The organism is Roseovarius sp. MBR-79 (assembly GCF_053628555.1).
Genome location: NZ_JBRJGP010000011.1, coordinates 37,651 through 53,503, shown reverse-complemented (window position 1 = coordinate 53,503; position 15,853 = coordinate 37,651). Strand labels below are relative to the sequence as shown.

The 15,853-nt window shown below is 62.7% G+C and carries 15 protein-coding genes; 4 read left to right on the top strand and 11 right to left on the bottom strand.

The features are described 5' to 3' along the window. Position 1 precedes the first annotated feature (1 nt). Positions 2 to 421: a hypothetical protein gene (locus tag ACSSV8_RS12575; protein ID WP_454282671.1), complete on the top strand. Its 420-nt coding sequence runs from the start codon at positions 2 to 4 to the stop codon at positions 419 to 421. A gap of 15 nt (positions 422 to 436) precedes the next feature. Here ACSSV8_RS12575 and ACSSV8_RS12570 read toward each other — a convergent pair whose 3' ends face one another. The 11 genes from ACSSV8_RS12570 to ACSSV8_RS12520 all read right to left on the bottom strand — a co-directional run bounded on the left by ACSSV8_RS12570 (position 437) and on the right by ACSSV8_RS12520 (position 12,784). After that, positions 437 to 1,327 carry an isocitrate lyase/PEP mutase family protein gene (locus tag ACSSV8_RS12570; RefSeq protein WP_454282670.1) on the bottom strand — a complete coding sequence of 297 codons (891 nt, stop codon included), beginning with the start codon at positions 1,325 to 1,327 and terminating at the stop codon, positions 437 to 439. Continuing rightward, positions 1,306 to 2,583, bottom strand: a complete 1,278-nt coding sequence (locus ACSSV8_RS12565) for a TRAP transporter large permease (protein ID WP_454282669.1) — start codon at positions 2,581 to 2,583, stop codon at positions 1,306 to 1,308. The genes ACSSV8_RS12570 and ACSSV8_RS12565 overlap by 22 nt, the downstream gene beginning before the upstream one ends. A 5-nt stretch (positions 2,584 to 2,588) precedes the next feature. Then, positions 2,589 to 3,101: a TRAP transporter small permease subunit gene (locus ACSSV8_RS12560; protein ID WP_454282668.1), complete on the bottom strand. Its 513-nt coding sequence runs from the start codon at positions 3,099 to 3,101 to the stop codon at positions 2,589 to 2,591. Positions 3,102 to 3,106: 5 nt separating this feature from the next. Further along, the gene (locus ACSSV8_RS12555) at positions 3,107 to 4,090 is read right to left on the bottom strand and encodes a TRAP transporter substrate-binding protein (protein WP_454282667.1); all 984 of its coding nucleotides are present in this window, start codon (positions 4,088 to 4,090) and stop codon (positions 3,107 to 3,109) included. A gap of 111 nt (positions 4,091 to 4,201) precedes the next feature. After that, positions 4,202 to 6,619 carry a DNA topoisomerase (ATP-hydrolyzing) subunit B gene (gyrB, locus tag ACSSV8_RS12550; protein ID WP_454282666.1) on the bottom strand — a complete coding sequence of 806 codons (2,418 nt, stop codon included), beginning with the start codon at positions 6,617 to 6,619 and terminating at the stop codon, positions 4,202 to 4,204. Between the two features lie 89 nt (positions 6,620 to 6,708). Further along, entirely contained in the window at positions 6,709 to 7,329 is a 621-nt protein-coding gene (locus tag ACSSV8_RS12545) for a LysE family translocator (RefSeq protein ID WP_454282665.1), read from the bottom strand. Then, positions 7,326 to 8,435, bottom strand: a complete 1,110-nt coding sequence (recF, locus tag ACSSV8_RS12540; RefSeq protein WP_454282664.1) for a DNA replication/repair protein RecF — start codon at positions 8,433 to 8,435, stop codon at positions 7,326 to 7,328. Before recF ends, ACSSV8_RS12545 begins: the two co-directional genes overlap by 4 nt. A gap of 54 nt (positions 8,436 to 8,489) precedes the next feature. Beyond that, a complete protein-coding gene (gene dnaN, locus ACSSV8_RS12535) occupies positions 8,490 to 9,608 on the bottom strand; it encodes a DNA polymerase III subunit beta (RefSeq protein WP_354537668.1) in 1,119 nt (372 codons plus the stop codon). 126 nt (positions 9,609 to 9,734) lie between these two features. Beyond that, entirely contained in the window at positions 9,735 to 11,078 is a 1,344-nt protein-coding gene (dnaA, locus tag ACSSV8_RS12530; protein WP_354537823.1) for a chromosomal replication initiator protein DnaA, read from the bottom strand. 469 nt (positions 11,079 to 11,547) lie between these two features. Further along, entirely contained in the window at positions 11,548 to 11,811 is a 264-nt protein-coding gene (rpsT, locus tag ACSSV8_RS12525; RefSeq protein WP_354537824.1) for a 30S ribosomal protein S20, read from the bottom strand. Positions 11,812 to 11,965: 154 nt separating this feature from the next. Further along, positions 11,966 to 12,784 carry a sulfotransferase family protein gene (locus ACSSV8_RS12520; protein WP_454282663.1) on the bottom strand — a complete coding sequence of 273 codons (819 nt, stop codon included), beginning with the start codon at positions 12,782 to 12,784 and terminating at the stop codon, positions 11,966 to 11,968. Positions 12,785 to 12,932: 148 nt separating this feature from the next. Here ACSSV8_RS12520 and ACSSV8_RS12515 point away from each other — a divergent pair, with 148 nt between their 5' ends. From ACSSV8_RS12515 to ACSSV8_RS12505, 3 genes are all read left to right on the top strand, one after another. Further along, positions 12,933 to 14,510 carry a DUF5928 domain-containing protein gene (locus ACSSV8_RS12515; RefSeq protein ID WP_454282662.1) on the top strand — a complete coding sequence of 526 codons (1,578 nt, stop codon included), beginning with the start codon at positions 12,933 to 12,935 and terminating at the stop codon, positions 14,508 to 14,510. A 9-nt stretch (positions 14,511 to 14,519) separates the two neighbouring features. Continuing rightward, positions 14,520 to 14,906 (top strand): HIT domain-containing protein, encoded by a 387-nt coding sequence (locus ACSSV8_RS12510; protein WP_354537671.1) that lies wholly within the window; start codon positions 14,520 to 14,522, stop codon positions 14,904 to 14,906. A 72-nt stretch (positions 14,907 to 14,978) separates the two neighbouring features. Continuing rightward, complete coding sequence (locus ACSSV8_RS12505) at positions 14,979 to 15,788, top strand: ion transporter (protein WP_454282661.1); 810 nt, start codon at positions 14,979 to 14,981, stop codon at positions 15,786 to 15,788. Positions 15,789 to 15,853 lie beyond the last annotated feature (65 nt).

Genomic DNA, 15,853 nt, shown 5'->3' with positions numbered 1-15,853 from the left:
CATGACCCTGTTTCCCCGTTTCACCGCGACCCTGAGTGCTGCCGCGCTCGCCCTCGGGGTCGCCACCACCACCCCTGCCGCCGCCAGCAATGAAGCGGGATATCTCTTCGGCGGGCTTGTGCTTGGCGGGCTTGTCGGAGCGGCCATCGCCAATGACAGCCATCGCAGCCGGGGCGGGCATCACGTCTCGCGCGGGAGCAACTATCGTGGCGACGACTATCGCGGCGGCCATCACCGGCGCGTGAACCTGCCCGGCCAATGCCGTGTCCATAGCGGCCATCGCTCGGGCTATTCCGGCAACTGCCTCTACCGGTATGATTATGATCATGCCGCCCTGCCCTCGGCCTGCGCGATACGGGTCGGCGGTCATCACGGCACGATCTACAGGGACAATTGCCTTAACCAATACGGCTATTACTGAGCGCCGCGCAGACCTTCAGTCAAGATCGCGACGGCCCGCATAGCGGGCCTCGCTCTCGTAATACGCATCAAACCCCACCCGTGAGCGCAATTCGCCAAAGGGCATGAGCCTCTCGGGCAGGTGACCCGCCTTGAACGCCTCCAGCGCCTCGCACATGGCGCGCATCGCCGCCGACATCAGGGTAAGCGGAAAGGCCGCGTGGTGATAGCCGATCTCGGCCAGAACGGTCGGCGTCAGCACCGGCGTATCCCCGCCCTCGACCATGTTGGCCATCTTCCAACCGGGCAGATCGGTGCAGATGCGGCGCATCTCGGCCTCGTCGCGGGGGGCCTCGACAAAGAGAATGTCGGCCCCCGCCTTGTGAAACGCCTCGGCGCGCCACAGCGCCTCGTCGATCCCGTGGGTATGGCGCGCATCGGTGCGCGCGATGATCAGGATGTCGCTTTCGGCCTCGTTTCGCGCATCGGCGGCGGCGCGGATACGGTCCACCGCCTCGGCACGGTCCACCACCAGCTTGCCGCGCGTGTGGCCGCAGCGTTTGGGCGCAAGCTGATCCTCGATCATCACCGCCGCAGCACCCGCGCGCGCATAGCCCGCCACGGTGCGGCGCACATTCATCGCGTTGCCATAGCCGGTATCGCCATCGGCCAGCACCGGGATCGACGTTGCGGCGCAGATATCGCGCACCGCATCGCGCATCTCGCCATAGGAGATCAGCCCCGCGTCGGGCGCGCCGATCCGGTGCGCAGAGACGGCAAAGCCCGACATGAACATCGCGTCGAACCCCGCCTGCTCGATCAGCCGCGCCGAGAGCGCATCGCCGCAGGACGGCGTGACCAGCAATGCGCCGGTCCCAAGCCGCGCGCGCAACCGCGCGGCGGCACTCAGAGAACCCTTGGAAGCCATAGAACGATATCCTCGACCCAGTAGATGATGAACACGGTCAGGAGCATGAGCGCGACGAACGGTGCCGCACCACGCGCCACCTCACCCAGCGTGGCGCGCCCGATGGCCTGAATGACATAGAGGTTGAGGCCCACGGGCGGCGTGATCAGCGCGCATTCCACCATCAGCACGAAGAAGATGCCGAACCAGATCGGATCAATCCCGAGGGCCGCGACCGCGCCCGCCAGCACCGGCATCATGATGAGCATCATCGACAGCGCCTCCATGAAAAGGCCCATGAGCAGCAGGGTGCAGCCGATCGCCACGATGAAAAGGCCCACCGTATCGACATTGGCGGTAATGAAGCCCGACACATCCTGCGGAATGCGCCAGAGCGCGATGGCCTTGCCGAAAACCTTGGCCCCCGCCACGATCAGAAGGATCGCGGCCGAGGCGCGCATGCTGTCCATCACGGCCAGCCGAAGCCCCGCGAGGTCGATCGAGCGCAACACGACGAAAGTCAGGAACAGCGCCCCGATGAAACCGATGGCCGAGGCCTCGGTCGGCGTGAACCAGCCCGCATAAATCCCCACGATCACAACCATCGCCAGCCCCATCGTCGGCAGGGCGCGCAGGCCCGTGCTGCGCCGCTCCTCCCACCCGGCACGGGGCATGGTCTGATACCGGGGCGAGAGCCGCGCATAAAGCATGGAATAGAGGATGAAGAGCGTCATCAGCAAAAGCCCCGGCCCGATTCCGGCCAGAAACAGCCCCAGGATCGAGGTTTCGGTGATCACCCCGTAAACGATGAGGATGATCGAGGGCGGAATGAGAATGCCGAGCGTTCCCCCCGCCGCCAGCAGGCCAAAGACGAAGCTGCGCGGATAGCCGCGCTTTGTCATCTCCGGAATGGCGACGGCACCGATGGTCCCCGCCGTGGCAACCGACGAGCCGGAAATGGCGGCAAAGAGACCGCAGGACAGCACCGTCGCCACGGCAAGGCCCCCCGGCCAGTGCCCCACCCATGCCTGCACGGCGGCGAAGAGGTCGCGCCCCACGCCACCGCGCAACAGCACGTTGGACATCAGCAGAAAGAGCGGCACGGCGATCAGGATGAAACTGTCGAGTGACGACAGCAGCGCCGTGCTCGCCATGCGGGGCGCGAAATCCCCGATGATGAGCAGCGCCATGCCAAGCCCCCCAAGGGCAAAGGCCACCGGCACCCCGATCAGCAGAAGCGCGAAGAGCGCGGCGAGAATGAGAATGACTGTGAGCACGGGCGCTATTCCGGGTGGGGGGCGTCAGAGGGCAGCGGCGCGCCCATGGCGCAGCGCAGGAATTCGAGCGCGGCCTGAAGCCCCACAAGCGCGAAGGTAAGCGGCACCGCCGATTGCGCCCACCATGCCGGGATATCGAGCATCGAGCCGGAGGTGCGCCCGCGCGCATAGGAATTGAGCGGCGCATCTATCCCGTGCCAGACCAGCAATACGCAGAACAGGATCACCACCGCCAATGCCATAAGCCGCATCAAACGCTGCGCCCCCTCCCCCATCAGCGCGGTCAGAGCGGTCACGCGGATATGCTGGTTGTGCCGCAGAAGGGCAGGCGCCGCCAGAAGCGTCGCAAAGACGAAGATCAGCCGCGACAGTTCCTCGGCCCAGATCGTCGGCGCAGTGAAGAAATACCGCGCCACCACCTCATAGCCGAGCATCAGGCCCACGACGAAATAGGCCCAGCCGCAGAGCCGGGCCAACCCGTCGGAGGCCCGGTCCACAAGAGAGGCAATCGCCTGCATCGCGCTCAGAACTGGCTTGCGGCGTCAAGCAGTTGCTGGCCAAGCGGCCCGGCTTCCTTGAGCCAGGTCTCGATCACCGGGGCAGAGGCGGCGCGCCAGGCGTCAATCTCCGCGTCGGTCGGGAAATGCACCGCCATGCCGTTGGCCTTGGCCTGTTCCACGGCGTTGATCTCGAACTCGGTCATGTAGTCCCGCACCGCCGTTTCGGCATTGCGCGCGGCCGTTGTCAGGACCTCGCGCTGCGCCTCGGTCAGCCCGTCCCAGATATCCTCGTTGATGATCACGAGAAACTCGATATCGGCATTGTTCACGACGGTGATCGTGTCCATCACCTCCCAGAGCTTGCGCGAGACGACCCCGGACAGCCCGGTCATGCCGATGTCGACGGTCCCGCGCTGGTAGGCCAGAAACTGCTCCGATCCGGAAATCAGGGTCGGCGCGCCGCCCAGTTCCTTGACCCATTCCCCGAGCCACTTGCCGAACACCCGCGCCTTCTGGCCCTTCATGTCCTCGGGGCCTTTGAGCGGCGCTCCCTTGCTCAGAAGAACGTTGCCGCCATAGGCCTGCCACCAGAGCACATGCGCGCCGGTCTCGCGGATGGCGTCGTCAATCGGCTGACGCACGGTCGAGCCGGGGGCGACGGCGGCCCGCACCTTGTCCTCGGTGTTCAGCACGAACGGCATGTAGAAGATATCGACCGCCGGTATCTCGCCCACGTATCGGGTGAGCGAGGCCACGCCCATCTCGATCTCGCCAGAGCCCACGGCCTCGGGCACTTCGGCATCGCGATAAAGCTGCGCGCTGTCGAAGATCTCGATCTTCATGTCGGACTTGGCCTCGACCTCTTCCTTGAACACCAAGAGGTTCTGGCCAAGATGGCTGGTCATGGGCAGTTGCAGCGTTATGCGCAGCGTGGTTTCTGCCAGGGCGGGCGAGACCACGAAAAACGCAGCAGTGACGGCACCGGCCAGGCGGCTGAAATGAAGCATGTGAACTCCTCCCAAAGTTCGTTGTCTTTCGCGCGCCCATGCTCCGGGTGCGCGTGCCGTGACACGGTGCGGCAGAATTCAGCAGGGATCAAGCGTTTTGCCGAGCGTGCCTCAAAAGTCGAGATTGGCGACGTTGAGCGCATTGTCCTGAATGAATTCGCGGCGCGGCTCCACCACATCGCCCATCAATTTGGTGAAAAGGTCGTCGGCCTCGGCCACATCGTCAATCTTGACCTGCAAGAGCGTGCGCGCGTCCGGGTCAAGCGTCGTCTCCCAGAGCTGGCCGGGGTTCATCTCGCCCAAACCCTTGTAGCGTTGCAGCGTCAGCCCCTTTTCACCCTCTTTCAGGATCGCATCGAAGAGGTCGAGCGGGCCGTAAATCGGCTGACTCCGGTCCTTGCGGACAAGCGTGGCGGGCTCTGCATAGACCTCGCGCAGCGTTTCGGTCATCTGCGCCATGCGCCGCGCCTCGCCGCCGCGCAGGACCGGGCCGTCAAGCACGCGCGCCTCTTCGACACCGCGCACCATGCGGCTCAGGCGCAACCCGTGATCCTGTGTCGGGCGGCCCTGCCAGCCGCGTTCGTATTCGTTCGAGATGAGATCGAGCCTTGCCGCCACCGCATCGGCCACGCCCTGTAGATCACCATCGACACGCCCCGGCAGGAACGCCTCGGCAATCGCCGCCTGTTCGAGAATGTGGCGGGGAAAATGCGTCGGAAAGGCCTCGAGGATGCGCCGCGCCTGACGCGCCTCTTCGACCACGCGGACAAGATCCGGTCCGGCGATCTCCTCGCCCGAGCCAAGCCGCAGCGCAGCGTCGGTCGTGCCCTGTGCAATGAGGTAATCCTCCAGCGCCGGCTTGTCCTTGAGATAGACCTCGGACTTGCCGCGCGCGACCTTGAAGAGTGGCGGCTGCGCGATATAGAGGTATCCGCCCTCGATCAATTCGGGCATCTGCCTGTAGAAAAACGTGAGCAGCAGCGTGCGGATATGCGCGCCGTCGACATCGGCATCGGTCATCAGAACGATCTTGTGATAGCGCAGTTTCGAGATGTCGAACTCGTCCCGCCCGATCCCGGTGCCAAGCGCCATCACCAGATTGCCGATCTCCTGGCTCGACAGCATCCGGTCAAAGCGCGCCCGCTCGACATTGAGGATCTTGCCTTTGAGCGGCAGGATCGCCTGTGTGCCCCGGTCGCGCCCGGTCTGGGCAGAGCCACCCGCCGAATCACCCTCGACGATGAAAAGCTCGGTCTTGGACGGGTCCTTGCTTGAGCAATCCTTGAGCTTGCCGGCAAGGAAATTCACGTCCATCGGGTTCTTGCGGCGCGTGAGGTCACGCGCCTTGCGCGCCGCCTCGCGGGCGTGGGCCGCCTCGATGATCTTGCTCACGACGATCTTGGCGATGGCCGGGTTTTCCTCGAACCATTCGGCCAGCTTCTCGTTCACCAGCCCCTCGACCGCCGGGCGCACCTCGGAACTGACCAGCTTGTCCTTGGTCTGGCTGGAGAATTTCGGATCGGGCACCTTGACCGAAAGCACGCAGGTCAGCCCCTCGCGCGCGTCATCGCCGGTAAAGCTCACCTTTTCTTTTTTCGCGATCCCGGTGGTCTGGGCATAGTTGTTGATGGTGCGCGTGAGCGCGCCGCGAAACCCGGCCAGATGCGTGCCGCCGTCGCGCTGCGGGATGTTGTTGGTAAAGGGCAGCACCGTCTCGTGGTAGCTGTCGTTCCACCACATCGCCACCTCGATGCCGATCTCGTCGCGCTCGCCGGTGATGAAGATCGGTTCCGGCATGGCGGGGGATTTGTGGCGGTCAAGATATTTGACGAATTCCTTGACGCCGCCCTCGTAGAACAGTTCCGAAGTAAGCGGCTCGGTGGGGCGCTCGTCGCGCAGGATGATGCGCACACCCGAGTTGAGAAAGGCCAGTTCGCGCAGGCGTTTTTCCAGCGTCTCGAAGCTGTAGTCGAGATTGGAAAAGGTCTCCAAAGATGCCAGAAACCGCACCTCGGTGCCCTTGCGGCCCTGCGCCTCGCCCACCACGCGCAGCGGCTCCACGGTAAAGCCGCCCTCGAAGCGGGCGTAATGTTCCTTGCCGTTTCGCCAGATGCGCAGTTCCAGCCATTCCGACAGCGCGTTCACGACCGAGACGCCAACCCCGTGCAACCCGCCCGAAACCTTGTAGGAATTGCTGTCGAATTTGCCGCCCGCATGGAGCTGGGTCATGATGACCTCGGCCGCCGACACGCCCTCACCCTCGTGGATATCCACCGGAATGCCGCGGCCATTGTCACTGACCGACACCGATGAATCGGCGTGGATGGTGACGTTGACCGCATCGGCGTGACCGGCCAATGCTTCGTCGATGCCGTTATCCACGACCTCATAGACCATGTGATGCAGGCCAGAGCCGTCATCGGTATCGCCGATATACATGCCGGGGCGCTTGCGGACAGCCTCCAACCCCTTGAGAACCTTGATGGAATCGGCACCATATTCCTCTGGCACGCGGACGGGTTCGGACATGCGGTTTTTCCTTCGGATTTTTGTGAACTTTATACGAAGTCTGGGGGGGAATGTCACGGCCCTCCCCCATATTTTGCGGTGCCACACGGTCAGGTGAAGGGAATGACAATCCCCACCAGAATGAGCAGCCCGCCAGAGGCCATGTTCATCCGGCGAATGGCCGCCGGACTCTGCAAGAGCCTGCGCGCCCGGTCGAGAAAGAAGGCAAGGCCGAGGTTCCCCAACATCGGCACGATGGCCGAAACCGCGAGAATGGCCGCGATGTCGGGCACCGTGACGGAGGACAGATCAAAAAAGCCCGGCAGGAACCCCATGTAGAACAGGATCGCCTTGGGGTTGCCGATCACCGCCGCCATGCCGACCGAGAACCCGGCCCAGATGCCGGGCCGCGTCATGCGGCTGTCGGCGCCCGGTGCGCGGGCGGGTTTGCGGATCAGGAGCACCCCCATCACGATGAACACCCCCGCCGCGACCCAGCGCATGAGTTCCAGCGCATCGCCATAGACCGACAAGACCCATGCAAGGCCAAGGATTGCGCAAAGCGGCCAGATCAGATCGCCCAAGGCCACGCCCACGGCCAGCGGCCATGCCCCCGCCATCCCGCCCGAAAGGGCGCGCGCGGTAAGCGCCACCCAGACCGGCCCCGGCACGGCCCAAAGCCCCGCCATGGCAGCGGCGTAAAGCATGAGATCGAAAGCGGCGATGGTCATGGTCTCGGGGGCTCTATCCGGCTGGTGCCATCGCTTTCGGTCACATGGATATGCTGTGCGCGCGCGCCCAGTTCGGAAAACAGTTCCGGACCCGTGCCGGTCATCCACGCCTGAGCACCGAGGGCGCAGATTTCGTCATAAAGGGCCGCGCGGCGGGTGGCGTCAAGATGCGCTGCCACCTCGTCGAGCAACAGAATCGGCGGCGCGCCGAAATCGCGGGCCAGCGTACGCGCATTGGCAAGAATGAGCGACACAAGCAGCGCCTTCTGCTCGCCGGTGGAACAGTCGGCGGCAGGCACGCCCTTGGCGGCATAGACAGCGTAAAGGTCGGCGCGGTGCGGCCCCACCAGCGTGCGCCCGGCGGCCAGATCACGAAACCGGCTCTCGGCCAGCGCCTCCCGCAGGTCGTCCGCCCCCTGCGGCATCTCGCCCTCGGTCTGGGTCAACTCCAGTTCGGCGGTGGGAAAGGCCGTTTCCGCCTGCATCTGCGCGCCGGTGATGAGGGCGAGCGCGTGCCGCCGGTTGGCGTGGATTTCCGCGCCGCTCCCGGCCATCTGACGCTCCAGCGCCAGATACCAGTGCGCGTCACGCACCTGATCCTTGAGCAGGCGGTTGCGCTCGCGCATGGCCTTCTCGTAGCTCAGGATCGCCTCGGCATGGGCAGGAAAAAAGCTCATGGTCATGCGGTCAAGAAACCGGCGGCGCCCGTCCGCCCCCTCGATCCAGAGCCGGTCCATCGCCGGGATCAGCCAGAGCACCCGCGCGATGCGGCCAAGCGCAAGCTGGCTTGCGGCCTTGCCGTCGATCCGCACCTGTCGCGCCGCGCCTCCCTCGGACACGATCTCGACCTCGTGCACCTGATTCAGCGACTGAAGGATCGCCGTCACCTTCCAGCCCAGCGCCTCGGGCCGCCGCGCCATCTCCTGCGCCGCCGCCCGCCGCAGCCCGCGCCCGGGCGACAGGAGCGACACCGCCTCGATCAGGTTGGTCTTGCCCGCACCGTTGGGGCCATGGATGGCCACGGGCCGCGCATCAAGCACCAGCCGCGCGGATTTGTGCGAGCGGAAATGCGAGAGGCTCAGTTCTGTCACGGAAAGGCCGGGCATTCTCGGCCCCTTCATCGTTCGTAAAATACTCCCGCCGGAGGCATCCGACAGAGGTTACACCCGCATCGGCATGACGACATAGACCGCCGTGGTGTCATTACCCTCTCGCATCAGGGTGGGATCGCCCGAAGAGTTGAAGAAGAACACCGCATTCTCCCGGTCCACCTGGCTGGCGATTTCCAGCAGGTATTTGGCGTTGAAGCCGATTTCCAGCCGCTCGTCGCCATAGGCCACGGCCAGTTCCTCCTCTGCCACGCCGCTGTCGGGGGCATTGACCGAAAGCACCAGACGATCCTCGTCAAGCGAGAGCTTCACCGCGCGCGAACGCTCGGAGCTTACCGTCGCCACCCGGTCCACGGCCTGCGCGAACTCGGCGGCGTCCACTTCCAGCCGCTTGGTGTTGCCCTGCGGAATCACGCGGGTGTAGTCGGGGAACGTGCCGTCGATCACCTTGGAGGTCAGCGTGATATCGGGGGTGGCAAAGCGCACCTTGGTTTCCGAGACCGACACGGCCACCTTCATGTCGTCATCGTCGAGAAGCTTGCGCAATTCGCCGACCGTCTTGCGCGGCACGATCACGCCCGGCATGTCAGCCGCCCCTTCCGGCAACTCGGCGTCGATCCGGGCAAGACGGTGGCCATCGGTGGCCACGCAGCGCAGGACCTTTCCGCCATCCGCCTCCGACACATGCATGTAGACGCCGTTGAGGTAATAGCGTGTCTCTTCGGTCGAAATGGCGAATTTCGACTTGTCGAAGAGCCGCCGCAGCACCGGTGCAGGGGCCGAGAAATTCGAGGCGTATTCCGACGACGCCATCACCGGAAAATCTTCCCTGGGCAGGGTGGCGAGATTGAAATTAGAGCGCCCCGCCTGCACTGTGAGCCGCCCCGAGGCGCTGTCCTCGGAGATCGAGACCAGCGCGCCATCGGGTAGCTTGCGCACGATTTCGTGCAGCAGGACGGCCGAAACGGTGGTCGCGCCCGCGCGCTCCACCTGTGCCGGGGCCTTGTCCACAATCTCTATGTCGAGATCGGTGGCCCGGAACTGCACCCGGTCGCCTTCGGCCTCGATCAGCACGTTGGCGAGGATCGGGATGGTGTTGCGCCGCTCGACCACCGATTGCGCCTGCGCGACCGCCTTGAGCAGCGTGCCCCGTTCGATGCTGAATTTCATGCCCTCGCTCCTGTCAGGTGCCGGTCTTGCGCCGGGAGGGGCACGTTAGCCAATTCCCCTCGCCGCTCAAGTGTTTTCTGGACTTTTCAGCCGGATGGCAAGGGGCGTCAAGGGCTGGCGCGCGGCTCAGCCTTCGAGGGCGCGGCGCAACAGTTCCAGATCGTCGGCAATCTCGGCATCCTTGCCGCGCAACTCGCCGATGCGGCGCACCCCGTGCATGACGGTGGTATGATCCCGCCCGCCAAAGCTGCGTCCGATTTCGGGCAGCGAGCGCGAGGTGAGTTGCTTGCACAGATACATCGCCACCTGACGTGGACGCGCATAGCAGCGCGTGCGCTTCGGGCCGACCATGTCGGACAGGCGGATATTATAGTGATCGGCCACCTTGCGCTTGATCTCCTCGATCGAGACCTTGCGCTCGAAACTGCGCAACATGTCGGCAAGGCAATCCTGCGTCAGATCCTGCGTGATCGGCTTGCCCACCAGCGAAGCGAAGGCGAAAAGCCGCGTCAAAGCCCCCTCAAGCACACGCACATTTGTGTTGATCCTGTGCGCGAGGAATTCCAGAACGCCCGGTTCCATCACAAGATCGGGGTATTGCTCGCGATGGCGCTCCAACCGTGTCTGAAGAATGCCAAGCCGCAATTCATAATCGGTCGGGTGCAGATCGACCACGAGACCGCATTGCAGCCGCGACTTGATCCGGTCTTCCAGCTTGGCGATGTCGCCCGGCGCGCAATCCGCAGAAATCACGATCTGCTTGTTCTGGTCGACAAGCGCGTTGAAGGTGTGAAAGAACTCCTCCTGCGTGCTGTCCTTGCCGGCAATGAACTGCACGTCATCCACCATCAGCACATCGACAGAGCGGAACATCTGCTTGAAATCCATGATCTTGCGATCACGCAGCGCCTGGATGAAACGATACATGAACTGTTCCGCAGACAGATAGAGGACGTTTGTTCCGGGCTGTTTCTCGGTCAGTTCCCAGGCAATGGCATGCATGAGATGGGTCTTGCCGAGGCCAACGCCACCATAAAGGAAGAGCGGGTTGAACGTGGTCTCGCCACCCTCGGCCACACGGCGCGCGGCGGCATGGGCGAGATGGTTGGGCTTGCCCACGACGAAACTCTCGAAGCGAAAACGATCATCGAGCGGCGCAGAGTTGAAGGGGGAATCGCTGCGCACCGGGCTTGGTGCCGGATCCGCCTGCCGGGGGCGCGCCACCGAATTTGCGGCCACCCGAAAATCGAGCTTGCGCACCTTGGGATCAACCCGCGTGATCTGGTAGAGGATAAGATCGCCGTAATGTTGTGACACGTAATTGCCGAGAAATGTCGTCGGCACCGCGAAGGTCGCAACCCCGTCGTCGACAGTCGCAAACTCAAGCGGCTCGATCCAGTTGCGAAAGTTGTTTTGCCCCACCGATTGACATATTTGACGCTTCAATTCGCCCCATTGTTCCAAAGTCATCTCTGCCATTCCGCTGCTCTGTTGAGGCACACGCAACCATCGGTCACATGCACCTTGTCCCGTTTGGGCGGCTCACGGAAAGGGGGCAAAGCAAAGGTAGTCCGCTGGCATGGTGCCAACGGAAACCCACCTGACCTTCACAAGCATTCCAGAAAAAAGCACTCGATGACAGCCCGTCCCACAGGCCGCAAGAGTCCCTTCCCTGAAATTCATTTAGACAAGACCAGGGCTTTAATGCCCGATGTTACGCAAGGTCCCCGTGACAAAGGTTCCGTTGCGCGGCGGCCTGTCCCCCCAAGCGTGAATCGCGTGCTCGAAATTAGCAACCTTGGGCGCGCTCCGACAACTCATCAATGCGCTTGACAGAGGGCGGGACAGAAAAGAATCTCTCGCTTGCGCAGCGATGCGACAATGAAAAAAGGCACCGCGCGCGGGCGGTGCCTTTTGATTCAAGAGGTTGGCCGAGATGTCAGCCGAGCGCCTTCACCCGCGATGCCAAACGCGACATCTTGCGCGACGCGGTGTTCTTGTGGAACACGCCCTTTGTCACGCCGCGCATGAGTTCGGGCTGAGCGAGACGCAGCGCGGTTGCAGCGGCTTCCTTGTCGCCAGAGGCGATCGCCTCTTCGACCTTGCGCAGGAAGGTGCGTATGCGCGAGCGACGCGCCTTGTTCACGGCAAAGCGTTTTTCGCTCTGGCGGGCGCGTTTTTCGGATTGGGGCGTATTGGCCATGGGTGTCGAGCCTTTCTGGGTTCTGTTTATGCGTGTCGCGCGTATACCCAGTCCCGCCCCCATATCGGGGCGTCAGCTCTTGCCTGAGAAGCGGGCATCACGCGCATGTCTGGCGCGCCTTTTAGACGAGTCGCTGGGAAATGCAAGACCGGGCTTACTCTCCCAGCTTCGCATGCACCTCCTGGAGGTCGATTTCGCCGATAGGCATCTTGTTGGCGGGGTTTTCGAAATCGTATTTGAAGATCTCGAAATCGCGCTTGTAGATCTCGTAGACCAGATGCATCGAGAGATCATCGAAATAATCCTCGACGGGATGGGCGCGTTTCGGCCCGTGGCCCTCGGACTCGTTGAAGCGGGGGATTTTCTTGAGGTCAACCTTGTGCCGGGTTTTGATCCCCTTGAGCACCTCGGCCATGCCTTCGTTGAAGTTTTCGGTCCAGAAAATCTTGTTGTAGCGCCCACCATTGACGATGAAGGTCGAGACATGACCCGACATGGCCGACCAGTGGATATCCGGCTCCATCGGCCGTTTCCACCGGATCGTGTCACGGGCAAACAGCAGGAAGCGGCGAAAGCTCCTGATCTGGTCGAACTCTTCCTTGCCGTCCTCGCCGCCGACCTCGATGCCATATTTCTGGATGATCGTCGGCACCAGCTTGCCGCGATAGCGCTTGCCGTTGCGCTGGATGCCGCAGATCTTGTCGAAGAACGACGAGAGAATCCGCGTGTAGGGATTGCGCACGCAGGTAAATGCATAGCTCGTATGCGTGCGCACATTGGCCGAGATGATCTTCTGGCTGTCCTCGATCGCCCACTTGTGCAGGCCTGTCGTCGCATCATGAATGTCGCCGTCGAAGAACTTGCCGTGATCCGAGTAATACATGATCTGGCCGATGGTCGAGCAGGCGCATTTCGGCACGACGCGGTAGACCACGCTCTCGCTCTCGGTCATCCATGTTCCGGGAAAGCCCATCTGCCTGCCTCCGACCCTTGCCGCCACTTTTCGCAGCTTTCACCCTGTCTAACCCGTTCAAATAATCAAAGAAAGCGTGTTTATTTAGGCGTCCTTGACGGTTAAGGATGTAAACAATCACCAAGTAAGCAGGCAAACCGTTTCCGATATGGCCAAAATCGCCTTCATTCTGCTCTGCCACAAAGACCCTGAGGCCATCATCCGTCAGGCGCGGATGCTGACCGAGGCGGGCGATTACATCTCCATCCATTTCGACGCGCGCGCCAGACCCGATGCCTTTGCCGCCATCCGCGATGCACTCGCCGACAATCCGAACGTGGCCTTCGCCAGAAAGAGAATCAAGTGTGGCTGGGGAGAATGGTCGCTTGTTCAGGCGACGCTTTACGCGGTGGAGGCGGCGCTTGACGCCTTTCCGCGCGCCACGCATTTCTACATGCTCTCGGGCGATTGCGCGCCGATCAAATCGGCCCGCTTCGCGCATGAATTTCTGGACAACCGCGATGTCGACTACGTCGAGAGCTTCGATTATTTCGACAGCGACTGGATCAAGACCGGCATGAAGGAAGAGCGGCTCATCTACCGCCACTTCTTCAACGAGCGCACCCAGAAATGGCGCTTCTATACGTCTTTCGAGCTACAGAAGCGCCTCCGGCTGACGCGGGACATCCCCCATGACATCCAGATCCAGATCGGCAGCCAATGGTGGTGCCTGCGCCGCCGCACCGTGGAATGGATTGTCGATTTCACCCGGAAACGTCGTGATGTGATGCGGTTTTTCCGCACCACATGGATCCCCGACGAGACCTTTTTTCAGACGCTCGTGCGCCATCTCGTGCCCGATGCCGAGATCGAGACGCGCACACTTACCTTCCTTATGTTCACCGATTACGGGATGCCGGTGACCTTTTACAACGATCACTACGACATGCTGCTCAATCAGGATTACCTTTTTGCGCGCAAGATCAGCCCCGAGGCACTGGAACTCAAGCGCCGCCTTGGCGCGCTCTACAATAACGCGGACGTCACGTTCAACATCTCGAACGAGGGGCGCAGCCTGTTCAAGTTTCTCACCGCACGCGGCCGCGAGGGGCGCCGCTTTGCCCGCCGCTTCTGGGAGGCCGAGAGCACGCTGGGGCGCGAGCGCGAACTGATGATCGTGGTGTGCAAGAAATGGCATGTGGCCAAGCGTCTTCTGGCGCGCATCCGTCAGGTGACCAACCTGCCCGCCATCGAATACCTCTTCAACGAGGAATCAACCGCCTTGCCCGATCTCGGCGGGCTTCAGGCCACGCTGTCCAAGCGCACCCGCCATCGCCGCGCGCTGATGCGGATGTTGTATGACTATTACGAAACCGACCGGCTGATCGTCTGCATGGACCCCGGCAACATGGACCTGCTCGAAGATTTCTGCCGCGACCGTGCCAAGACCAAGTTGCTCGAGGTTCAGTGCACCTTCACCGACGACTATCTCATCGGCCACGCCAAGCGTGTCGGGCTGGCAGGCGACCAGACCCCGCAAGACACGCTTGCGCGGCTTCTGCCCACGATCCGGGGCGATATCACCCATGAATGCGACCGTATCCGCGATGCCGAGTTCGAGAATCACCTGATCCTGCGCGAGAGTGACGGGCGCGGGCAATATCCCGACCTTCTGGCGCGCTTCCTTGATATTCCGCCCGAAAAGGCGCAGGAAATCGCGCAAACCAAGCACCTGTTCGCCGATTGAGGACTGACCATGCCCCAGAGCTATGACGACCAGAACATCTTCGCCAAAATCCTGCGCGGCGAGATCCCCAACAAGACCGTGCTGGAGACCGAACACACGCTGGCCTTCGAGGATATCCAGCCACAGGCACCGGTGCATGTCCTGGTGATCCCCAAGGGGCCGTATGTGGATTACGCGCATTTCGCCGCCGAGGCGAGCGAGGCCGAGATCGTCGATTTCAACCGCGCCGTCGCCGAAATCTGCCGCCTCACGGGCGTGACCCCCGGCGCAGGCGGCGGCGGCTTTCGCGCCATCTCCAACGCCGGAGAGGCCGGCGTGCAGGAGGTGCCGCATTTCCACCTGCACATCCTCGGCGGGCGGATGCTGGGGCGGATGCTGGCGCGGGCGCAGGGCTGAATCGCCGCTTGCGGACCACCACATCCACGCCCATATGAAACGCGGTCGCACCATGGTCAGAACGGGCAGGACATGACATTTCGCAGCCGCGTCGGCGCGTTTCTCGACACGACGCTTTTTCAGAACACGATCCTGGCGATCATCCTCTTCAATGCGGTGATTCTGGGAATGGAGACCTCTGCGCCGATCATGGAGCGGGCCGGGCCGCTCATCATCGCGCTTGACCGGTTCTGTCTTTCGGTCTTCGTGGTCGAGATTGCGGCCAAGCTCTATGCGCGCGGGATTGTCGGGTTTTTCAAACGCGGCTGGAACATCTTCGATTTCGTGATCGTCGGCATTTCGCTTCTTCCCGCCACGCAGGGCCTTGCCGTGCTGCGCGCGCTGCGCATCCTGCGACTGTTGCGGGTGGTCTCGGTGGCACCCTCGCTGCGCCGCGTGGTCGAGGGGCTGGTGAGCGCGCTGCCGGGGATGGGATCGGTCTTTCTGCTGATGGGGATGATCTTCTACATCGGCTCTGTCATGGCGACGAAGCTCTTCGGTGCGGCCTTTCCCGACTGGTTCGGCGATCTGGGGCGCAGCGCCTATTCGCTCTTTCAGATCATGACGCTGGAATCCTGGTCCATGGGTATCGTGCGCCCCGTGATGGAAATCTATCCTCAGGCCTGGGCCTTCTTTGTCCCGTTCATCATGGTCACCACATTCGCAGTGGTGAACCTTCTTGTGGGTCTCATCGTCAATTCCATGCAGGATGCCCACCACGCCGAGGACACCGCAAAGACCGACAGCTACCGCGACGAGGTGCTGATGCGCCTCACCGCGCTGGAAGACCTGATGCGAGAAGAGCGGGCGCGCCAATCCGCAGGATCCGGCTCACGCGACTAGCCTCGTCAATGGAGGGCCTGATCCACCCCGCAGCGGTCCGTCTCCAGATAGCTGTGTTCGGTGCG